Raw genomic sequence first — 21456 nt, forward strand, 5'->3', positions numbered from 1 at the left:
ATGCCCTCACGCGAAATAGCGGTCATTGTTCCCGAAGCCGCGCGCGGCCTCCTCCGTCGCCCACCGGCACGGATCGTCCGCCCCCGCCGCCGCCGCGCGATACCGCACGATCCCGATCTCCCCGCTCGCCGCCTGCGATGTCGCCAACGGATGCGGCGTGTTCGACAGCGCGACGAGCAGGTTCATCTCCGCCCGCAGCGTCACGAACGCCCCCGGCGGCGGCGCGCCCGCCAGCGCCGGCCGCCCCGCTTCGTCCACCCGCATCTTCGCGAACAGCGTCAGGCACGGCCCGACATCCCGCCGCCCGAGCCCGAACTTCGCCGCGGCGCTGCGCAGGTTGTCGCGCCCGTTGCGCGCCCCGCCCGCCGTCTCCGGCGTCGACGGCCCGAGGATCGGATCATGCCCCGCGCCGCTGTCCGAAATCACCGAGGCCATCACCCGCCCCATGTCCGAAAACAGCACCCGCCCGCCGCCGATCAGCGTCGTCCATTGCAGCTTCGCCGTATCCCCGGCATTGAACCGTTCCGAAACATCGTCGGCGTTCCACAGGAAAACCGAAGCCCCCGGCGTGCCGCGCGGGTTCTCCACATGCAGCGCCTCGCCCCGCCGCAGCCGGAGTGCCACATACCACCCCGGCGGAATCACCTCCCGCGAAATCACGTCGCCAGCGCCGATCGCCGGCGGCGCGCCGAGATCCGGCATCGCCGCCGCCCTCGCCCGCGCCCCCGCCTGCAACGCCTCGTAGCGCGCGCGATACTGCTCCGGCGTCATCGTATCTAGATTGTCCATCATGCCCTCACGCGATGTTAGAGCACTTTCCGATCCTTCCGGATCGGATGTAGTGCTCTATCTTGTTGATAATTAGAGCATCTTTATCCGATCAGATGATTCCATCTGATCGGATGATGCTCTAGCGAGGCCGTCCTCGCGGGCGATCGTCCCGGCCGTGGGGTCGTCCCCCGGCCCGTTGCGCGGCGCCCGGCGCCGCACGGGAATGTCATGGGTGATCCGCGCCCCCCGCGCCGGATCGTCCGGCTCCGGCCGCTCGAACACCAGCACCCGCGTGCCCAGCCGGAACGCCTCGCTGATGTCGTGCGTCACCATCACCACGGTCATCCGCGTCTCCTCCCAGAGCCGCCGCATCAGCCCGTGAATATCCGCCCGCGTGCCCGGATCGAGCGCGCTGAACGGCTCATCCAGCAACAGCACGCGCGGCTTCAGGATCAGCGCCTGCGCCAGCGCCAGCCGCTGCTGCATCCCGCCCGACAGTTGCGCGGGATAGAGCGACGCCGCATGCCCGAGCCCCACCTCCTCCAGCAGCGTCCGCGCCCGCGCCTCCGCCCGCCGCCGCGCCGCGCCGAACAGCCGCCCGAGCAGCGGTGCCGCCGCGATCTCCAGCGGCAGCACCACGTTGCCGAGCACGCTCAGATGCGGAAACACCGAATAGCGCTGGAACACCACGCCGCGGTCCGCCGTCGGCTCGCCCGGCAGCGCCGCCCCCGCCAGCCGGATCGTGCCGTGGCTCGGCGTCTCCTCGCTCATCAGCATGCGCAGGAACGTCGTCTTGCCGCACCCCGTCGGTCCCACGACCGTCACGAAACTCCCCGCCTCGATCCCGAGGCTGATCCGCTCCAGCACGATCCGCGCGCCATACACCTGCCAGACATCGCGCACCTCGATCAGCCGCGCCGCCGCCCCGCTCACGACCGCGCCGCCCCGGCGAACCACGGGAACGCCTTCGCCTGCGCGAGCCGCAACGCCGCGTCGAACACCACCGCCAGCAGCGTGATCCACAGGACATAGGGAATGATGATGTCCATCGCGAAATAGCGCCGCACCAGGAAGATCCGGTAGCCGAGCCCGTCCTGGGCCGCGATCGCCTCGGCCGAGATCAGGTACAGCCAGGCCGGCCCGAGCGAGAGCCGCAGGCTGTCGATCAGCCGCGGCGCCATCTGCGGCACCACCACCCGGAGCGCGATCTGCCAGGACGACGCCCCCAGCGTCTGCGCCTTGATCATCTGCGCGCGCGGCAGCTCCTCCACCCGCAGCACCAGGTCGCGCACGATATAGGGCGCCGTGCCGATCACGATCAGCGCCACCTTCGCCGTCTCGCCGATCCCGGCGATGATGAACAGGATCGGCAGCACCGCGAGCGGCGGCACCATCGAGAAGGCGGTGATGAACGGCAGCAGCAGCTTGCGAAGATACGGCACCATGCCGACGAGAATGCCGAGCCCGAAGCTGATCGCGGTGGCGATCGCCAGCCCCGACAGGATTCGCCGCAGGCTCGCCAGCGTATCCGCGAGCAGCGGATACTGCCCGGTCGCCATGTCGCGCGTGAGCGCCATCTCCCGCATCCCCGCCGCCATCTGCGCCAGCGTCGGCAACACCTTGTCAGATGGATTGACCTCGTGCCGCATCGTCGAGACGACGATGTAGCCAAGCCCGACCAGCAGGAACGGCAGCAGCATCAGCACCCGTCCGCTGCCGGGCCGGGGATGGCGGTTGATGACGCGCATCGCCCGGCTCAGAGCTTTTTCGCCGCCGCCATCCGCATGAAGTCCGACGTGTAGCGGAACTTGACGTTCCGCTTGTCGCCGAGGATCTTCCCGTCCGGAAACGCGATCCCCACCACGTTGGGCGAGGTCGCGCCCTGGCCCATCAGCCCGTGGCGGAACAGGAAGGTGCGGACATATTCCATCGTCTTCACCAGCTGCGCCGAGCGGGTGAACGCGGCCGCCCCCGCCGGGTCGGCGAACAGATGCGTCGTCTTCAGCTGCGCATCGAAACCCTCGAGGTCGGTGCCCGAAAGTTTCGCCATCGCCGTCCGCGCCGCCTTGCCCTCCGCGCTGTCCGACAGCATGATCCCCAGCGTCTCGTACCACGCCCCGGTCAGCGCCTTCGCGAATTCCGGATGCGCCTTCAGCACATCGGTCCGCACGATGCACAGGTCGAGAATCTCGCCCGGAATCTGCGCCGAGGTGAACACCTCGTGCGCATCGGCATTCTTCATGATCTCCTGCACGATCGGGTTCCACGTCACCACCGCGGTCACCGCCTTTGTCATCCACGCTGCCGCCATGTCAGCGTCGGAGGTGTTGACGATGCGCACGTCCCGCTCGCTCATGTGGTGCTTTTCCAGCCCCCGGTCGAACAGGTATTGCGACACCGAATACTGCACGAGGTTCACCTTCTGCCCCTTCAGGTCGGTGAACTTCGTCTTGTCCTTGAGAATCACGGCATCGTTGCCGTTAGAGTAATCCCCGGTGATGATCGAGGTCGAATCCACCCCGCCCACCGCCGGCACCGCCAGCGTGTCCATGTTGGTGATCGTCAGCGCGTCGAACGCGCCGGCGGTGTACTGGTTGATCGAGGTCGGATAATCCGCGACCTCGATCACCTCGATCTCGATCCCGTACTTGTCCGCCCACTTCTTCACGATCCCCTTGTCCGCCGCCCAGGGCCAGGGCATCCAGCCGACATAGATCGTCCAGGCCAGCTTGAATTTTTTCGCTCCGCCGGCCCGCGCCACAGGCAGGCCCGGCAACACCGCCGCCGCCGTCGCCGCCCCGGCTCCCGTCTTGATGAATTGCTTGCGTGTCAGCATCGGTCTTCTCCTCACCGTCGATCGCATCGATCGGCGCGAGGGGGCGAACGGAGAAACCGATGCACACCCACGCACCAAAGTCTCTCCCGGGCTTTTGTCCCGCCGTGGACCGCGCGGATGTCTCCCGCGCGGCTGAAGCTCTCGGACCAGCGCCGGATTTTTGATCCGGCCGGAACCCTAGCTCGGCTTTGCTCCTGCAACCGGCGTGCCAGAGGCGAACGCACCGGCAGAAGCAAGCAAATAAAATAGGCGGTCGGCGTCGAATCTCCATAAAGTGCAACGAGAATAATCACCAAAAGATGTCAAGATATGCAAATGCGGAGCAAATAATCGGATGACGCCGGTGTGATCCGCCCCTGCGGCACGGGAGCGGAGCAGAAGAAGCAAAAACGGAGCAAAATTCTTGCCCACCCCGGCGCGAGTGTGTTCTTGTTCCGTTCATGGATGTCGCCCGCCGCTTCCGCGCCCTGATCGACACGCTGTGCGACGCCGTCGCCCGGCGCGGGGCTGCCGGCGCCTTCGGCCCCGGGAGCGGCGCCCTCACCATCCTGCTCTGGACCCGCCTGCGCCGCTACGCCACATTTTTGCGCCGCCTCTGCGATAACCAGGTTCCGGCCCCGCGTCCGCGTCCCGCGAGCCGCCGGCCACGCCGGCCGGTGGATCGCGCAAGGCTGGCCTTGCCGCGCCGCACCGCCTGGCTTCTCGCTCCGGTCCCCGAGGCCATCGCCGCCGCCGGCCAGCTCCGCGCCCTGCTCGCCGATCCCGAATTGCAGCGCCGCATCGGCGAGGAACCGCGCCTCGGCCGCATCCTCCGCCCGCTCTGCCGCTGCCTCGGCGTGAAACTCCCCGCGCCGCTCCGCCTCCCGCCGCGCCCGCCGCGCCAATCCGGCCGCGACGCCGCAGCCCCCCGCCCGAGCCGCCGCGTCCCGGCGCTGGCACCGCTGCCGCGCCGGTTCCGCCCGCCCGCCGCCTGCGCGCCGCCGCCCCGCCGCAACCGCGCCCCGCCCGGTCGCTGATCCGCGCCAGGCGGCCCGCCCATGTCCGGCCCAATCGCCGGATACTTGTCATGCGGCGAAAATGGACGAACAATATAACATCACGACAACGAAACGATGTGACTGTTCGCACAGGGCAGTTTCCGGTCCGCCCGGCCGGACGCACCGCCCTGAAATCCATGGAGAAGCATGAAGTGAGCGTTTCCGATATCTTCGCGCAGATCGTCGCCCTGGTCGGCGGCGCCGCCGTTCTCGCCCGCCGGTCGGACGCGCCCCGCCAGCCCGCCTGGGGCACCGCGCCGGCCATCCCGCCGGCGAAATCGCAGGGCAGCATCCCGACCCTGAAGATGCCGACGGCGCGCGGCTGGCCTGCGGGGCGCACGCCGGTGGCCGCTCCCGGCCTGAAGGTCAACGCCTTCGCCACCGGCCTGCAGCACCCGCGCTGGATCTGCGCGCTCCCCGGCGGCGACGTGCTGATCGCCGAGGCGTGCGAGGTGCCGCGCCCGCCCTCCTCGATCTTCGACTACGCGATGATCAGCACGATGAAGCGCGCCGCCGCGATGGGGCCGAGCGCCAACCGCATCACCCGCCTGCGCGACGCGGATGGCGACGGCGTCGCCGAAATCCGCAACGCCTTCATGGAAAATCTCAACCAGCCCTTCGGCATGGCCCTGGTCGGCGACACCTTCTATGTCGGCAATACCGATGGCGTGATGGCCTTCCCCTACACGAACGGCGCGGAGCGCATCGCCGCGCCGGGGCGGCGGCTCACCCGCTTCAACCCCGGCGGCCACTGGACCCGCAGCCTGCTGCCGAGCCCGGACGGCGCGAAACTCTATGTCGGCGTCGGCTCGCTCACCAACATCGCCGAGGCCGGCATGGCGGTGGAGGAAGGCCGCGCCGCCATCCACGAGATCGACCTTGCCAGCGGCGCCAGCCGCATCTTCGCCGCCGGCCTGCGCAACCCGGTCGGCCTCGCCTGGGAGCCGCGCGCCGGCGCGCTCTGGACGGTGGTCAACGAGCGCGACGGCATCGGCGACGAAACCCCGCCCGACTATCTCACCACCGTGCGCGAGGGCGGCTTCTACGGCTGGCCCTATTGCTACTGGGGCCAGACGGTGGACGACCGGGTGAAGCAGGACCCCGCCCTCGTCGCCCGCGCCCTCACGCCGGATTACGCGCTCGGCGGCCACACCGCCTCGCTCGGCCTCTGCTGGCTGCCCGCCGGCGCGCTGCCCGGCTTTCCCGAAGGCATGGCGATCGGCCAGCACGGCTCGTGGAACCGCAGCACGCTGAGCGGCTACAAGGTCGTCTTCATCCCCTTCGCCGATGGCCGCCCCGCCGGCCCGCCGCGCGACATCCTGAGCGGCTTCCTCTCGGCGGACGAACGCGAGTCCTATGGAAGGCCGGTCGGCGTCGCGCTCGGCCCGGATGGCGGCCTGCTCGTGGCCGACGATGTCGGCGACGTGATCTGGCGGGTGACCGGCGCCTGAGGCCGGCGCGCCCTGCCGTCAGCCGAGGCCGTCATCCGCCGGCGGGCGGAATCGGGCGAGGCGCGGCGCCAGCACCGGCAGGACGAACAGCGAGAGCAGCGTCGCCGTCAGCAGCCCGCCGAGAATGACGATCGCCATCGGCCCCTCGATCGCATCGCCGGGGGAGCCGGCGGCGATCGCCAGCGGCAGCAGCCCGAGGGCCGTCACGCTCGCGGTGATCACAATGGCCGGCAGCCGGTCGGCCGCCGCCGCGCGCGCCGTCGCCGCCGACCAGTCCATCCCGTGCTCCAGCACCAGCCGGCGCATGTGGATCAGCAGCAGCAGCCCGTTGCGCAGCGTCAGGCCGAACAGCGTCGCCAGCCCCACCATCGCGCCGAGGCCGAGATGACCGGCGAGGAAGATCCACACCGCCGCGACGCCGCCGGCAAAGGCGACCGGCAGGATGCCGACGATCAGCGCCACCGCCCGCGCGTCGCGCAGCGCCAGCGCGATGAGCGCGAGGATGACGCCCAGCGCCATCCCCGCATGCACGACGAGCGAGCGCCGCGCCGCCCCGCCCGCGATCGCGGTGCCGCCATACTGCACATAAATTCCGGCCCCGAGCCCAAGCCCGGCGATGCGCCGGCGCAGCGCCGCGACCACCGCCGCGGACCGCCCGTGCGCGGTCTGCACGGTGACGACCTGCACCCGCCGGCCGTCATCGTGCAGGATCTGCGCCGGGCCGCGGGTCTGGCCGATTTGCGCGATCCGCCGCAACGGCACCACCATCCCGCCGGACGCCGCCACCGGCAGGTCGCCCACCGAGGCCGGCTCGCGGCGCAGCGCCTTCGGCAGCGTCACCACCACCGGCTCGACCAGCGTGCCGCGATACACATGGCCGACCACCGTGCCGGCATAGGCGATCCGCAGCGCCGCGAGCGCCGCGCGCGCCGTCACGCCATAGCGCAGCATCGCCGCGCGATCGAGCGTCACCGACAGGGTGGGCTCCGCCTGGGTCGCGGCGAGCGATGCCGCGCGCACCCCCGGCAGGTGCCGCGCCGCGGCGGCGATGCGCTGCGCCGCGACGTCGATCCGGGCGAGGTTCGGCCCGTAGACGGATACCGTCACCGGCGCCGTCACCCCGGCCAGGCTCTCGTCGATCCGCTCGCTCAGGAAGGTATGGCTCCACCAGGTCAGCCCCTGGATGCCGTCGACCGCGGCGAGAATCCGCTGTGTCGAGCGCGCGGCGTGGCGGTTCCCGGTCCGGCTGAGCGTGATGTCGATTTCGGCCTTGTTCACCCCGGCATGGCCGTTGCTCATCGAGGCCCGGCCGATATGCATCACCGCGCTGGCGACCTCGGGCAGGTGCTCGATCGTGCCGACCACCTGCCGGCCGATCGCCAGCATCGCGTCGATCGACATGCCGGGCGCGGCCAGGTAGTGGACGATCACGTCATTCTCGCGGAAGCGCGGCAGGAAGCGCGCCTGGAGCAGCGGCGCGCTGACCGCCGCCACCGCCGCCACGGCCACCGCCAGCACGGCGGCGAGCCGCCCCCAGCGTTCGAGGCCGGCCAGCGCCCGCCGGTAGGCCGGTTGCAGCAGCACGATCGGCGGCGTGTGCGCCCGCCCGTCATCGCCGCGCCCGAGCAGCAGCGCCGCGAGCGCCGGCGTCACCACCAGCGCCACCATGAGCGAGGCCGCGATCGCGGCGATATAGGCGATGCCGAGCGGCGCGAACAGCCGTCCCGCCACGCCGCCGAGCGCGATCACCGGGGTGAACGCGACGACGACGGCGGCGCTCGCGAACACGATCGCGCTGCGCACCTCCAGCGAGGCGCGGAGGATCACCAGCAGCCTCGGCGCCGGGGCGGCGGCGGCGCGGTTCTCCCGCAGGCGGCGGGTGATGTTCTCGACATCGACCACCGCGTCGTCGACCAGTTCGCCGAGCGCGATCGCGAGGCCGGCCAGCGCCATGGTGTTGAGGGTGATGCCGAGCGCCGTGATCACCCCGACCGCCGCCAGCAGCGACACCGGAATGGCGACGAAGGAAATCAGCGCCGCCCGCCAGTCCCGCAGCGCGACGAGCAGCACGAGCAGGATCAGCGCCGCGCCGATCAGCAGCACATGGCCGAGATCGAGCAGCGCGACGCGGATGAACGCCGCCGGCGTGAAGGCGCGCGGATCGACGCCGACCCCCTCCGCCCGCAGCCCCGGCGTCAGCCGCGCGATCACGTGCGCCGCCTGGTTGGCGACCTTCAGCGTGTTGGCGCCATAGAGCGAGGAGACCAGCAGCAGCAGCCCCTGCCGGTCATGGATCAGCGCCGCGCCGAACCGCGGCGGCGCGGCGATCCGCACATGGGCGACATCGCCGAGGCTCACCGGCACGCCATCGCGCGCGCCGAGCCAGCTTGCCGCCAGCGCCGCGGCGTTGCGCGCCTGCCCCTCCGGCGCGAGGACGAGGCGCTGGGCGCCGCTGTCGATGAACCCGGCGCCGAGCACGGCGCTCGCCGCATGCGCCGCCCGCGCCACCGCCGCCAGGGTGAAGCCGGTGGCCAGCAGGCGGCGCGGCCGCACGGCGACGTCGAATTGCGGGGGCCGCGCGCCGAACATCACGATATTCGCCACCCCCGGCACCGCCAGCAGCGCCGGCCGCACCTCGGTCTCGGCGATCGCCGTCAGCCGCTCCAGCGACATGTGCCCGGTGGGGTAGAGCCCGATTTCCAGCGCCGTGCCGGTGGAGGACTGCATCGGCGCGAGCCGGGGCACGATCCCCGCCGGCAGCGCGCCGCCGAGTTCGGCCAGCCGCCCGGCGACGCGCTGGCGGTCGCCGAAGGGATCGGTGCCGCCGTGGAACACCAGATGCACCACCGACAGCCCGGCCTCCGAGGTCGAGCGCATCCGCGCGAGGCCGGGCAGGCCGGTGAGGCGGCGCTCCAGCCGGTCGGTGACAAGCTGTTCGGTCTGCAACGCGCTGAAGCCGGGTGTGGCGGTCTCGATCACCACCGTCGGCGCGGTGAATTCGGGAAATACGTCGTAGCGGGCGCCGGGCAGCCGCGCGATCTGGATCGCCGCGAGCCCGCCCACCAGCAGCACGACGACGAGCCGGTAGCGCAGCGCGGCACGGACGATGGCGGACAACAGCATGGGCCGGTCTCAGGTCCCGCCGGCGGCGCCGGCGGTCCGCGCCAGCATCGAGTTCAGCAGCCCGGCCCCGCGCACGACGATGGCGGGATCGCGCGGCAGCGCCGTGGCGGGCACGAAGCGCGTGCCCGGCGCATCGCCCCGCCGCAGCGAGCCGGTGCCGCCGAGCGGAACGGCGGTGAAGACGCGCGGCGCCGTCCGCACGAAGGCGAAGGCGCGGTCATGGTGCCAGACCAGCGCCGAGACCGGCACGTCATATCCGGCGATCGTCCGCCCCGCCGGCAGCGACACCGCGAGCGGCGTGCCGACGGGCAGGGCCGGTCCGGTGAACAGGAACGCCTGGCCGAGCAGCCCCGGCGGCAGCTGCCCCGCCGGGCCGATGGCATGGAGCGCCGCCGTCCCGCCATTCGCCAGCCGCGCCGTCGCGGCGGCGGGCAGGTGGTTCAGCGCCGCGCCGCCCTGCACCACCGAGACGAGCGACCCGCCGGCTTCGATGGCGCGGAACGGCGCGCCGTTCCCGGCGATCGCGGCGCCGAGCGCGGCGCCGAAGCGGGCCGCCGCCGCCGACCGCAGCGCCGCGAGCCGCGCCCGCGCGCTCGTCGCCCCCGCCTCGGCCTGCTGGACGCTCGCCTCCGAGACATTGCCCGCGGCGTGATAGAGGCGGCGCGTGCGGGCCAGGGTGGCGGCGGCGAGGGTATCCGCCGCCCGCGCCGCGACGATCCGGCTCCGCAGGGTGAAGACCGGCGTCGGGTCGATCACCCGCCCATAGGCCGCGATCATCGGCGTCTCGGTGTGCAGGGCGGGCACCGCGGTGACGATCAGCCCGCTGCGCAGCGTCGCCGCGTCGACGGTCACGCCGCCCGCCGCCCGCGCCGCGCCGGCGCCCAGCACCAGGAACGCCGCCATTGCCATTCCCGCGACACGCCGCCTCATGCGGACACCTCCCTGAAAACCCGATGATGCAGCGCGTCGGCCAGGGCGGCGAGCGCTCGCAGACGCTGGCCCTCGGCGGTCAGCAATTGTTCGCGGGCGAGGATCGCCTGCCCCTCGGCCTCGACCAGGCGCAGCCGGCCGGTGGCGCCGAGCCGGTAGGCCTGCGCCGCCTGCGCCGCGCGCCGCGCCGCGATCGCATCGAGCCGCCGCGCCGCCAGCAGCGTGTCCCGGCTGCCCCGCCAGGCCGCCGCCGCCGCGTCGATCTGCGCCAGCACGCGCGCCTGCGCCCGCTCGAACCTCGCGGCGGCGAGGCGGCGCTGCGCCCGGGCGATGGCGATCTGCCCCTGGTGCTGGTTGAGCACCGGCAGCGGCAGCGAGAGCGAGAGGATGAACTTGCTGTCGCCCTGGTCGTAATGATAGCCGGGGCCGATCGAGATGCCGGGGAACTGGCTGTCCACCGCCTGGCGCAGGGCATCGTCGGCGGCGCGGTAGCGGGCGAGGGCGGCGGCGACCTGCGGCCGCGCCGTGAGCGCCGCGCGGACCAGGGCGGGCCAGCGGTCCGGCGCCGGGGCCGATGGATGGGCGAAGGCGGCGAAGGACAGCGACACCCCCCGCAGCGCCGCCGCCGGCATGCCGATCGCGGCGGCGAGGCGGGCGCGGTCGGCGCCGATCCGGCCCGCCGCCTCCGCCGCGGCGAAGCGCGCGCGATCGGCCGCCGCCTCGGCGCGGGCGAGAACGGTCTCGGCCAGCATGCCCGCCGTGGCGCGCTGGGCGATCAGCGCCTGCGCCTGCCCGGCCTCGCGGGCCGCGAGGCGTTGCAGCCGCGCCGCGCGCCGGTCCAGCCACAAGGTCAGCAGCGCATCGCGCACCGCCGACCGCTCCCGCCAGGCAGCGGCGGCGATGACATCGCGCGCGGCGGCCTCGCGCGCCCGCGCCGCCGCGATCCCGGCCTGCCGCGCGCCGAAATTCGCGACCAGGAACTGGATCACCGGCCCGACCTTGATCGGCGAGGGCACCGGTTGGGTGGCGTTGAAGGTCGGCGAGAGCGACAGCGTCGGGTTGGGAAGCTGGCGCGCGCGCACGACCTGCCCGGCCGCCACGTCGGCTTCCGTGGTGCGGATCCTGAGGTCCGGCCGCTCGTAGACGGCGACCAGCGTCAGCGCCCGCAGGCCGAAACGCCCGTGCGGAGGCTCGCCCATCGCGTCGAGAAACCGCACGAGGCCGGGCTGGTCGAGCCGGCGGGCGGTCAGCGCGGCGGCGGCGGCGGCGGGGTCGATCGGCGCGGGCCGGACGTGCGCGCAGCCCGCCAGCGCCAGGGCGAGCAGCGGGGCGACCCGCCGCAGCGCGGGCAAAAGTCCGCGATGCCGCGGGCCGGGCGCATGGCCGGCGGGCCCGATCAACCGCGATACCTCCGTTCGTGCCGTGCCATGCAATGTCTTCGTGCAAATCGCCCCGTGCGGATCGCGGGAAAACGAGCCGAGGCAGTGAGCGGGCCGGCGCGCCAAGTCAATGCCGGCGGGTTCACAAGGTTGCCAGCCGGTTGCCGGAGAGCGCGGCCCTCAGCCCCAGCGCAGGACCAGCGGATCGAGCCGCCTGGCGATTTCCAGCAGCCCGTCGCGCGTCGCCGGATGGAGCGGCGCGAGGGGATGGCGCACCGCCTCGCTGCGGATCACCCCGCCTTCGCGCATCAGCGCCTTCGCGGCGATCAGCCCGCACTGGCGGTTCTCGTAGTTGATCAGCGGCAGGATGCGCTCGTAGCCGGCCACCGCCTCGTCGCGCCGGCCGGCGAGATAGGCGTGCACGATGGGGCCGATCAGGTCGGGATAGCCGCCGCCGGTCATCGCGCCGGTGGCCCCCGCGTCGAGATCGGCGAGCAGGGTGATCGCCTCCTCGCCGTCCCACGGCCCCTCGATCGCGGCGCCGCCGAGCTCGATCAGGCTGCGCAGCTTGGCCGCCGCCTGCGGCGTCTCGATCTTGAAATAGGCGATCTGCGCGATCTCGCGCGCCATCTGCGCGAGCAGCTCGGCCGGCAGCGGCGTGCCGGCCACGGGGGCGTCCTGGATCATCACCGGGATGCCGATCGCATCCGACAGGCGGCGGAAGAAATCCCACAGCCCGGCGGCGCCGACGCGGATCGTCGCACCGTGATAGGGCGGCATCACCATGACCATCGCCGCCCCCATCGCCTCGGCGCGGCGGCTGCGCTCGATGCAGATATCGGTGCTGAAATGGCTTGTGGTCACGATCACCGGCACGCGGCCGGCGACGTGTTCGAGCATCCGCTTCATCAGGATCTCGCGCTCGTCATCGCCGAGGACGAACTGCTCGGAGAAATTGGCGAGCAGGCACAGCCCGTCCGAGCCGGCATCGATCATGAAATCCACGGCGCGGCACTGGCCGTCGAGATCGAGCCGCCCCGACTCGTCGAAAATCGTCGGCACCACGGGGAACACACCCCTGTATCGCGGTCTCGTCTGCGTCTCGGTCATGGTCGTTCCCAGGCTGCTGGTTGCGCCGGCGCAGAGATGCGGTCCGGCGGCGGCGGTCCCCGGCTTGGGTTCGCGCCGCGCGGCAGCTTCCCGTCCCCGGCGGAAAAGTCAATCCGCCGGCGGGCGTTCACATTCCGCGGCGCGGGGTTGCAGTCATGCGGCGGGGCCGCCATTCCGGACGGGTCGGCAACGGGGAAGGGGAGACCATCGGCAGTGGGCTGGGCCAGGACTTTCATGCGCATGGACAAGCGGCGCTATTACGGCGCCAAGGTGCCGCAGATCACGCTGGCGTTCTGGGTCGCGAAGATCCTCTCCACCGCGATGGGCGAGGCCACTTCCGACTTCCTGGTCTTCCACACCAATCCCTATCTCGCGGTGATCGGCGGCGGGCTCGGCTTTCTCGCCGCCCTCGCCCTGCAATTCGCGACCCGGCGCTACGTGCCGGCGATCTACTGGCTGCTGGTCGTGATGGTCAGCATCTTCGGCACGATGGTGGCGGATGTCATCCATGTCGTCCTCGGCGTGCCCTATCCGGTATCGACCGGGATGTTCGCCGCGAGCCTCGTGGTGATCCTCGGCGCCTGGAGCCTGTCGGAACGCACGCTGTCGATCCACACCGTCGCCACCCCGCGGCGCGAGGCGTTCTACTGGGCGACCGTGATCGCCACCTTCGCCCTCGGCACCGCCGCCGGCGACCTCACGGCATCGACCTTCGGCCTCGGCTACCTGAACTCCGCCATCCTGTTCACCGCCCTGTTCGCGGTGCCCGGCCTCGCCCGGCGGCTGTTCGGGCTGAACGAGGTCGCGGCGTTCTGGACCGCCTATATCCTGACCCGGCCGATGGGCGCCTCCTTCGCGGACTGGTTCGACAAGCCGGTGAGCAGCAGCGGCCTCGGGTTCGGCACGCCGGCCGTCGCGGCGATGCTCACCGTCGCTGTGGCGCTGGCGGTCGGCCATATCTGCCTGCGCCACCGCCGCGCCGGGCCGGGGGCGATCGCCGCCGAATAGCCGCAGACGGCGGCTTGCATTGCGGCGGCGCGGGGGCCACAAGACGGCATGTTCGCCGAACAGGCCGGCGCGCCGCGCGCGGCCGCATCCCGCCGCCCCAGACTGTCCGAGGCCGCAAGGCGCGTTGTGTGGCGCCTGGTCTATCGCCTGTACGAGAGGCGGCTCGCCCGCGAGGTGGCGGCGGGGCCGCTGCCGCGCCATGTCGGCATCATCCTCGATGGTAACCGCCGCCACGCCCGCCTCGCCGGGCTGAGCGACCCGGGCGAGATCTACCGCCTCGGCGCCGCCAAGCTCGACGAGATCCTCGCCTGGAGCGCCGAGCTCGGCATTCCGATGATCACGCTCTGGGTCTTCTCGCCGGCCAACCTCGGCCGGCCGGAGGCGGAGGTCGGCGGCATTCTCGGCGCCGTCGAGGCCAAGATGCGCGCTCTCGTCGCCGATCCGCACATCCGCAGCCGCGGCGTCCGCCTCGCCGCGATCGGCCGGCGCGACATCCTGCCCCCCGCCCTGCTCGCCGCGATCGACGCCGCCGAGGACGCCACCAGCGGCAATGACGGCATGACGGTCACGCTCGCGATCGGCTATGGCGGGCGCGAGGAGATCGCCGATGCGGTGCGCGCCCTGCTCGCCGAATGCGCCGGGGCCGGCATGGACTGCGCCGCCGCCGCCGCCGCGGTGAGCCCGGAGGCGATCCGCCGGCATCTCTATCTCGGCGGGATGCCGGACCCCGACCTGATCATCCGCACCAGCGGCGAGATCCGCCTCTCCGGCTTCATGCTCTGGCAGAGCGTGCACAGCGAGCTGCATTTCTGCGACGCCACCTGGCCCGCCTTCCGGCGGATCGACTACCTGCGGGCGATCCGCGCCTTCCAGCGCCGCGACCGCCGCTTCGGCCGCTAGAGCACGTTCCGATCCTGATGGATTTCAGATTCGGGACACCAGAAAAAACGACGGTTTGGCGGCCTGCTTGTCCCTGGAATTGACCCACGAATTTCAGGGGCAGGACACCAGGGCAGGTAGCGGGCCCGCCTGACCGTGCGCCCCGAGCCGGGTTTGCCAGCACCCGCCCCGGCGCATACGCTGTTCCCGTTGTCTTCACGCGGGGCCGGAAACGCCGATGCAGGTCGAACTGCGCCACTGGCGCGCCTTTGTCGCCGCGGCGGATGCGGGTCATTTCGGCCATGCCGCCGAACGCCTCGGCATCAGCCAGCCGGCCCTCAGCCAGCTCATCCGCGCGATCGAGACCGCGCTCGGCCTGTCGCTCTTCGATCGCGCCGGCCGCAACATCCGGCCCAGCGCCGCCGCGCTCGGCCTGCTGCCCGAGGCGCGGGCGATCGTCACCCAGGCCGACCGCGCCGAACGCGCCGGCGCCGCGATCGCCCGCCGCCATCGCCGCGCCATCGCCGCCGGCTATGTCGGTTCCGCCGCCTTCCACCCTCTCTTCGCCGCCCTGATCCGCGCGATCGACACCACCAGACCGGAAATCGCGCTCCGCATCGACCAGGTCTCCGGCACGATCCAGGTCCAGCACCTCGCCGCAACCCGCCTCGATCTCGGGATTGTCCGCTCGCCGCTGCCGACCCTCGACCCCGCCCTCGCGACCCTCACCCTCGCGCGCGAACGCATGATGATCGCTGTCGCCGAAACCAGCACCCGCCGCGATGCCGGGCTGCTGCCGCTCGCCGCCTTCGCCGAACATCCCTTCATCCAGTACATCGAACAACCGAGCGGCGGCCTCCGCCGCCTCACCGCCGAAGCCTGCGCCGCCGCCGGCTTTGCGCCGCGCACCGTGCAGACCGTGCCGCAAATCGCCACCATGCTCTGCCTTGTCGGCACCGGCATCGGCGTCGCGATGGTGCCGGAAACGATGGCGCGTTTCGTGGTGCCGGGCGTTGCCTACCGACCGCTGCGCGAACGCATCGTCACCGACCTCATCCTCATCTACCGCCGCAGCGATACCGCGCCCGCCCTGCGCGCCACGCTTCGCCTCGCCCGCCGGCTTGTCGATAAGAGCTCCTTATCGATTTGACCGGAATCGCTGATTGGCCGCGCCGGGCGGTGCGGTATCACGAAGGCATGGAGGAACGTCTCGGCATCGCGGTGAAGCGGGCGATGCTCGCACCGGAGCGGTTCGCGCCCGGCGCGAGCGGTTTCAGCGTACCGGCGGTGTTCCGCGGCGCGGAGGGGGCGGCCGCGCGGCAGGCGCTGATCGTCCTGCACGGCGCGCGGCGGGACTGCATCGAATATGCCGATATCGCGACAGATGCGTTTGGCGACCGGCTCGGCACGCTGGCGCTGGCGGTGCCGCAATTCCCGATCGCAGCGGATCTGGCGGGGGTGGAGGATGCGGCGCGGCTCGCGCGCTGGCCCGACCGGATCTGGATCGAGGGCGGGGCGGCGGTGGCGCCGGCCGGGCTCGATGCGTTTTCGGTCCTCGATGCGCTGATCGGGCATTTTTCCGATCGCACGGCGTATCCGCTGGTGAGCGAGATCGTGATCGCGGGACATTCGGCCGGCGGCCAGCTCGCGCACCGGCATGCGGTGCTCTCGCCGCTCGGCGACGCGGTGCGCTACGTCGTCGCCAACCCGGCCTCGTATGTCTGGTTCGGGCCGGCGGCGGGGCCGTGGAAATACGGGCTCGCGGGGCGGCCTGCCTATGGCGGGCCGCTCGACGATGCGGCGATCGAGGCGCGCTATGCCCGGCGCGACGTGGTCTATCTGCTCGGGCGGCGCGACTGCGACCCGGAGCACCGGATGCTCGACCGCACGCCGCCGGCGCTGGCGCAGGGGCCGCACCGGCTGGCGCGCGGGCGCAACTATATCGCTCATCTCGCGGCGCGGCAGGGTGCAGCCCTGCGGCACCGGCTTATCGAGATCGAGGGCGTGGGGCACGACCCTGGCGCCCTGTTCGCCGCGGCGGCGGCGCGCGACGCCGTGCTCGGCGCGGCGCGGAACAATCAGGAGGAGGAAACCAGATGACCACACGCAGAAACGCACTGGGTCTCGCGGCCATGGTGGCCGGGCTCGCGGCGGGGATGGCAGTGCCGGCCCTCGCCGCCGCGCCGCCGCCGACGATCACGAGGGGGGTGCTCACCGTCGCCTACCGGACCGACGACAAGCCGGTCTCCTTCATCGCCGACGGCAAGCCGACCGGCTTTCTGGTGGAGTTCGAGGAGGCGATCGCGGCGAAGCTCGGGCTGAAGGTGAGGTTCGTCGCGACGAGTTTCGCCAGCATGCTGCCGGGCGTGCGGAACCACATCTACGACACGGCGGCTTTCGCGACGCTGGTGACGCCGGCGCGGCAGAAGGCGGTCGCCTTCACCACGCCGATCGGCTACGGCCAGGCGCGGCTGGTGAGCCGGAGCGGGGCGGCGATCGGGAAAGTGGACGGCGCGTCCGGCAAGACGGTGGCGATCACCCAGGGCAGCGCGCTGATCCCGCTGCTGCGCCACATCGCGCCGGGGGTGAAGGTGCGGGAGTTCCCGAACATCGCCGCCAGCCTGAATGCGCTGATCGCGGGCCAGGTGAACGGACTCTTCACCGGGCTCGCGACGGCGAACGCGCTGGTGAAGAAGCATCCCGGTCTCGTCGCGTCGCAGACCGTGACCACGGGCGTTGCCGAATATCCCGTGGCGAAGGGCAATCCGAAGCTGCTCAAGGCGATGGACAGGGCGATCGGCGAACTGATGAAGGATGGCACCTACACGAAGCTGTTCGTGAAGTGGAATCCGCCGGCGGTGCGCATTCCGGATCAGCTCTACAAGGATTATCCGGGCATGCCGCACCAGCCGCCGGCGAAGGCCTGAGCGCGGGACGCGCCGATGTTCCGGGGGCTGGCGCGGATTCAGCAGACGTTCTTCGACGCGCACATGATCGCGCATGTGATGCCGACGCTGCTGCGCGTCGGCCTGCCGAACACGATCCTGCTCGCCGTGCTGGCCTCGCTGATCGGGATGGTGGTGGGGCTCGCGATCGCGACCGGACTGCTCGCGCGGCCGGCCGTGGTGCGGCTCGCCTGCCGCGTCTATGTCGATATCTTGCGGGGGCTGCCGCACATCCTGACGATCTACCTGATCGGCCAGGGGCTGCCGATCGCGGGGCTCAGCCTGTTCGGCAACGATACCTATGCCTACGCCGCGCTTTCGATCGGGCTGATCGAGGGGGCCTACATGGCGGAGATCTTCCGTGCCGGGCTGCAGAGCGTCGAGCGCGGGCAGATCGAGGCGGCGCGCACGCTGGGCATGACCAGGTGGCAGACGATGCGCGACATCATCCTGCCGCAGGGCATCCGCCGGGTGCTGCCGCCGCTGACCGGGCAGTTCATCCTGGTGATCAAGGGCACGGCGCTGGTGTTCCTGCTGGGGCTGACCTCGTCGCAGCGGGAGATCTTCTCGATCGCGCAGGATTCGGCGATCAACAACGCCAATCTCTCGCCGCTCACCGCGGCCGGGATCCTGTATCTCGCGCTGACGGTGCCGATGACCTACGCGGTGAATGCGTGGGAGCGGCGGCTGCGCGGCGAGCGGCAGGGAGGGCGCGCCGATGTCTGACGCGGCGAACGGGGTTGCCGTGCGGTTCGAGCAGGTGACCAAGCGTTATGGCGCGACCGAGGTGTTGAGTGAGATCTCTCTCGATGTCCGCCGCGGGAGCACAACCTGCATCATCGGGCCGTCGGGGTCGGGCAAGTCGACGCTGCTGCGCTGCACGAACCTGCTGGCGCGGCCGGACGAGGGGCGCGTGATGATCGACGGCGTGGACATCACCGGGCCGGGCACGGATGTCGACGCGATGCGGGCACGGGTCGGCATGGTGTTCCAGCATTTCCACCTGTTCAGCCATCTCGACGTGATGGACAACGTGACGCTGGCGCTGCGCCGGGTGCGGCGGATGGCGCGGGAAGAGGCGGAGGCGCGGGCGGTCGCGCAGCTCCGCGCGGTCGGGCTCGAGGGGCTGGAGCGGCGGCGGCCGGCGGAGCTTTCGGGCGGGCAGCAGCAGCGGGTCGCCATCGCGCGCGCCCTGGCGATGGAGCCGGCGGTGATGCTGTTCGACGAGGCGACCTCCGCACTCGATCCCGAGCTGGTCAAGGGCATTCTCAACGTGATGCGCGATCTCGCGCTGTCGGGAATGACGATGCTGGTGGTGACCCACGAGATGCGCTTCGCCCGCGAGGTGGCCGGCGAGGTGGTCTTCATGGATCGCGGCCGGATCGTCGAGACGGGCGCGCCGGACCGCCTGTTCGATCATCCCGGGACCGCGCGGCTGCAACAGTTTCTCGACCAGGTTCTCTGATCCCCGCCCACAGGAATATGCCCATGACCGAGAACGTCCCCCCACCCGCGCCGGCCGAGATCGCGGCGCTGTTCAGCCGCCAGTCGGTCTGGCAGTCCTGGCTCGATGTCGAGTCCGCACTCGCCGCGACGCAGGCGGAGCTCGGCATGATCCCGGCGGAGGCGGCGCGCGAGATCGCCGCGCGGGCGCGGCTGGAGACGATCGGCGAGGCGGCGCTGGCGGCGGATATCGCCAAGACGCGCGCGCCGGTGGTCTCGCTGGTGCGGCTGCTCTCGCGCGCTTGCGCGGGCGAGGCCGGCGGCTTCGTTCACTGGGGGGCGACGACGCAGAACGTGGTGCAGACCGGCCGGGTCCTGCTGATGCGCCGGGCGCACGCGGCACTGATGCGCCGGCTCGCCGCGATCCTCGACCGGCTCGCCGGCTTCGCCGAGGCCGAGGCCGGGACGGTGACGGTGGCCCGCACCAATATCCGCCACGCCTTGCCGATCACCTTCGGCTTCAAGGCAGGGGGCTGGATCGAGGAATTTCTCCGCCATGAGGAGCGGTTCCGCGAGGCGGCGCCGCGCGTCTTCCGCGCGCAATGGGGCGGCGCGGTGGGAGCGATGCATGCGGTGGGCGAGGCCGGGCCCGAGCTGAACCGCCGGCTCGCGGCGCGGCTCGGGCTCGGCTGGCACGAGATCCCCTCGCGCGCCGGGCTCGACACCTTCGCCGAATACGTCCTGCTCCTCGGGATGTTCGCGGCGACCTGCGGCAAGATCGCACGGGATCTCTACGTGATGATGTCGGACGAGTTCGGCGAGGTCATCGAGGATCTCGGCGAGGAGGTGATTGGCTCGTCGACCATGCCGCACAAGGTGAACTCGAAGATCGCGGTGCATGTGATCGCGCTTTCGGCGCGGGTGCGCGCGCAGGTGCCGCTGGCGCTGGAGGCGATGCAGCCGAGTTTCGAGGGCGATGGCGCGAACAACCAGATGCTCTCGGCGCTGATCGACCAGGCCTGCCCGCTGGCCTACGAACTGGCGGCGCAGATGGATGAACTGCTGGCGGCGATCCGGCTGCGGCCGGCGGCGATCGGGCGCAACCTCGCGATGTCGGGCGCGTTCATGGCCTCCGAGAATGCGATGATGGCGCTGGCGCCGCTGCTCGGCCGAACCGTGGCGCACGATATCGTCCATCATGCGATTGCCGAAGCGGTGGAAACCGGCGGGGATCTTGCGACGCTGATCGCCGCCGCCCCCGATGCGGCCGGGCGCGTCGATGCCGCGATGGTCAGGGACGCGCTCGACCCTTCGTCCTATATCGGCCAGAGCGTCGCGCTGGCGCGCGGAATGGTCGGCCCGGCGCGGGCGGCGGCGGCGCGGCTGCGCGACAGGGCGAATGGCTCCGCGTCGACGGGGCCGCTGGCCTGACGAACCGGCTCCCGCCTGGCGCCGCCGGGCCGCGGCCTCGGAGTGCGCCGGGCCGGGAACCTGCCGGCGGTCACGCACGGTCCCGCCGGCTCGAGGCCCTCACCCATACGAATTCACCCGCAGGCGATGGACGGAGAGCCGGGCCGATTCATCATCGGCCCGATCCACCAGATTCAAAGTGGACAGTAAAAAACAATCGTTCAGCGGCCTGCTTGCCCCTGAAATTCACCCACGAATTTCAGGGGCGGGACACTAGGCCCCGCGCGGCGGCGTGCCGGCGCGGGCGATGGGGGCGACGAATTGCGGCTCGGTGTCCCAGGGGAACAGGATCCAGGTATCCTGCGAGACCTCGGTGATGAAGGTGTCGACCAGCGCCTTGCCGGCCGGCTTGGCGTAGACGGTGGCGAAATGGGCGCGGGGGAGAAGCTGGCGCACCTCGCGCGCGGTGGTGCCGGTATCGACCAGATCGTCGATGATCAGGAAGCCCGCGCCGTCGCCTGCGGCGGTGGGCGGCTTGGTGATGGTGGGCTTGCCGATCCGCTCCTCGTCATAGGTGACGATGCTGACGGTCTCGATCAGGCGGCATTCCAGCTCGCGGGCGACGATGGCGGCCGGGATGAGCCCGCCGCGGGTGATCGCGACGATGCCATCGAACGGCGCCAGCGCGTTGAGCCGCCAGGCCAGCGCCTTGGAGTCGCGGTGAAGCTGGTCCCACGAGACGGTGTAGTAATGCGTGGCCATCAGAACAGGCGTCCTCCGTCGGGCACGGTGAAATCGGGGCGGATCAGCACGACCTCGCCATTCTCGTCCGGCATGCCGAGGGTGAGCACCTCGGACATGAAGGGGCCGATCTGGCGGGGCGGGAAATTGACCACGGCGCAGACCTGCCGGCCGATCAGCCGGTCCGGCGCGTAATGCACGGTGATCTGCGCCGAGGAGCGCTTGACGCCGAGCGCGCCGCCGAAATCGATCCACAGGCGGATGGCGGGCTTGCGGGCCTCGGGGAAAGGCTTGGCATCGACGATGGTGCCGACGCGGATGTCCACACGGGCGAAATCGTCATAGGTGATCGTCGGGGGCGGGTTCTCGGCCATGAGGCTGCATTGGCCAGCG

Annotated in this window: 20 protein-coding genes and 1 riboswitch; of the genes, 10 read left to right on the forward strand and 10 right to left on the reverse strand. The window is 71.5% G+C overall.

Annotated elements, in window-relative coordinates; translation table 11 throughout:
• Positions 1–6: 6 nt before the first annotated feature.
• The 4 genes from ACRY_RS16150 to ACRY_RS16165 form a co-directional block, all read right to left on the reverse strand.
• Positions 7–789 (reverse strand): urea amidolyase associated protein UAAP1, encoded by a 783-nt coding sequence (locus ACRY_RS16150; RefSeq protein WP_012040266.1) that lies wholly within the window; start codon positions 787–789, stop codon positions 7–9.
• A gap of 72 nt (positions 790–861) precedes the next feature.
• The gene (locus tag ACRY_RS16155) at positions 862–1704 is read right to left on the reverse strand and encodes an ABC transporter ATP-binding protein (RefSeq protein WP_012040267.1); all 843 of its coding nucleotides are present in this window, start codon (positions 1702–1704) and stop codon (positions 862–864) included.
• The gene (locus ACRY_RS16160; RefSeq protein WP_012040268.1) at positions 1701–2519 is read right to left on the reverse strand and encodes an ABC transporter permease; all 819 of its coding nucleotides are present in this window, start codon (positions 2517–2519) and stop codon (positions 1701–1703) included. Before ACRY_RS16160 ends, ACRY_RS16155 begins: the two co-directional genes overlap by 4 nt.
• 8 nt (positions 2520–2527) lie before the next feature.
• The gene (locus ACRY_RS16165) at positions 2528–3607 is read right to left on the reverse strand and encodes a putative urea ABC transporter substrate-binding protein (RefSeq protein WP_012040269.1); all 1080 of its coding nucleotides are present in this window, start codon (positions 3605–3607) and stop codon (positions 2528–2530) included.
• Positions 3608–3688: 81 nt separating this feature from the next.
• Positions 3689–3799: riboswitch (guanidine-I (ykkC/yxkD leader) on the reverse strand.
• 248 nt (positions 3800–4047) lie between these two features.
• Here ACRY_RS16165 and ACRY_RS16170 point away from each other — a divergent pair.
• Positions 4048–4623 carry a hypothetical protein gene (locus ACRY_RS16170; protein WP_012040270.1) on the forward strand — a complete coding sequence of 192 codons (576 nt, stop codon included), beginning with the start codon at positions 4048–4050 and terminating at the stop codon, positions 4621–4623.
• Positions 4624–4796: 173 nt separating this feature from the next.
• Positions 4797–6095 (forward strand): PQQ-dependent sugar dehydrogenase, encoded by a 1299-nt coding sequence (locus ACRY_RS16175; RefSeq protein WP_231295291.1) that lies wholly within the window; start codon positions 4797–4799, stop codon positions 6093–6095.
• An 18-nt stretch (positions 6096–6113) separates the two neighbouring features.
• Here the strand turns inward: ACRY_RS16175 and ACRY_RS16180 are convergent, their stop codons facing one another.
• The 4 genes from ACRY_RS16180 to ACRY_RS16195 all read right to left on the reverse strand — a co-directional run bounded on the left by ACRY_RS16180 (position 6114) and on the right by ACRY_RS16195 (position 12637).
• Positions 6114–9218 (reverse strand): efflux RND transporter permease subunit, encoded by a 3105-nt coding sequence (locus tag ACRY_RS16180; RefSeq protein WP_012040272.1) that lies wholly within the window; start codon positions 9216–9218, stop codon positions 6114–6116.
• Positions 9219–9227: 9 nt separating this feature from the next.
• Entirely contained in the window at positions 9228–10148 is a 921-nt protein-coding gene (locus tag ACRY_RS16185; protein WP_012040273.1) for a hypothetical protein, read from the reverse strand.
• Positions 10145–11548: a TolC family protein gene (locus tag ACRY_RS16190; RefSeq protein WP_012040274.1), complete on the reverse strand. Its 1404-nt coding sequence runs from the start codon at positions 11546–11548 to the stop codon at positions 10145–10147. Before ACRY_RS16190 ends, ACRY_RS16185 begins: the two co-directional genes overlap by 4 nt.
• Positions 11549–11707: 159 nt before the next feature.
• On the reverse strand, positions 11708–12637 hold the full coding sequence (locus tag ACRY_RS16195) for a dihydrodipicolinate synthase family protein (RefSeq protein WP_012040275.1): 930 nt from the start codon (positions 12635–12637) through the stop codon (positions 11708–11710).
• 240 nt (positions 12638–12877) lie between these two features.
• Between ACRY_RS16195 and ACRY_RS16200 the strand changes: the two genes are divergently transcribed.
• The 8 genes from ACRY_RS16200 to ACRY_RS16235 all read left to right on the forward strand — a co-directional run bounded on the left by ACRY_RS16200 (position 12878) and on the right by ACRY_RS16235 (position 20343).
• Positions 12878–13645, forward strand: a complete 768-nt coding sequence (locus tag ACRY_RS16200; protein WP_231295292.1) for a hypothetical protein — start codon at positions 12878–12880, stop codon at positions 13643–13645.
• Between the two features lie 48 nt (positions 13646–13693).
• Positions 13694–14545 carry a polyprenyl diphosphate synthase gene (gene uppS / locus ACRY_RS16205; RefSeq protein WP_007422662.1) on the forward strand — a complete coding sequence of 284 codons (852 nt, stop codon included), beginning with the start codon at positions 13694–13696 and terminating at the stop codon, positions 14543–14545.
• Between the two features lie 217 nt (positions 14546–14762).
• Positions 14763–15674 carry a LysR family transcriptional regulator gene (locus ACRY_RS16210; RefSeq protein ID WP_012040277.1) on the forward strand — a complete coding sequence of 304 codons (912 nt, stop codon included), beginning with the start codon at positions 14763–14765 and terminating at the stop codon, positions 15672–15674.
• A 47-nt stretch (positions 15675–15721) separates the two neighbouring features.
• Positions 15722–16624: a hypothetical protein gene (locus ACRY_RS16215; protein WP_012040278.1), complete on the forward strand. Its 903-nt coding sequence runs from the start codon at positions 15722–15724 to the stop codon at positions 16622–16624.
• The gene (locus tag ACRY_RS16220; protein WP_012040279.1) at positions 16621–17451 is read left to right on the forward strand and encodes an ABC transporter substrate-binding protein; all 831 of its coding nucleotides are present in this window, start codon (positions 16621–16623) and stop codon (positions 17449–17451) included. Before ACRY_RS16215 ends, ACRY_RS16220 begins: the two co-directional genes overlap by 4 nt.
• Positions 17452–17466: 15 nt before the next feature.
• Positions 17467–18195, forward strand: a complete 729-nt coding sequence (locus ACRY_RS16225; RefSeq protein WP_012040280.1) for an amino acid ABC transporter permease — start codon at positions 17467–17469, stop codon at positions 18193–18195.
• Positions 18188–18934 carry an amino acid ABC transporter ATP-binding protein gene (locus ACRY_RS16230; protein ID WP_012040281.1) on the forward strand — a complete coding sequence of 249 codons (747 nt, stop codon included), beginning with the start codon at positions 18188–18190 and terminating at the stop codon, positions 18932–18934. The genes ACRY_RS16225 and ACRY_RS16230 overlap by 8 nt, the downstream gene beginning before the upstream one ends.
• A 23-nt stretch (positions 18935–18957) precedes the next feature.
• The gene (locus tag ACRY_RS16235) at positions 18958–20343 is read left to right on the forward strand and encodes a lyase family protein (RefSeq protein WP_012040282.1); all 1386 of its coding nucleotides are present in this window, start codon (positions 18958–18960) and stop codon (positions 20341–20343) included.
• A 252-nt stretch (positions 20344–20595) separates the two neighbouring features.
• Here the strand turns inward: ACRY_RS16235 and gpt are convergent, their stop codons facing one another.
• A complete protein-coding gene (gene gpt, locus ACRY_RS16240; RefSeq protein ID WP_007422887.1) occupies positions 20596–21084 on the reverse strand; it encodes a xanthine phosphoribosyltransferase in 489 nt (162 codons plus the stop codon).
• The gene (locus tag ACRY_RS16245) at positions 21084–21437 is read right to left on the reverse strand and encodes a tRNA-binding protein (protein ID WP_007422888.1); all 354 of its coding nucleotides are present in this window, start codon (positions 21435–21437) and stop codon (positions 21084–21086) included. Before ACRY_RS16245 ends, gpt begins: the two co-directional genes overlap by 1 nt.
• Positions 21438–21456 lie beyond the last annotated feature (19 nt).

The organism is Acidiphilium cryptum JF-5, assembly GCF_000016725.1.
Taxonomy (GTDB): domain Bacteria; phylum Pseudomonadota; class Alphaproteobacteria; order Acetobacterales; family Acetobacteraceae; genus Acidiphilium; species Acidiphilium multivorum.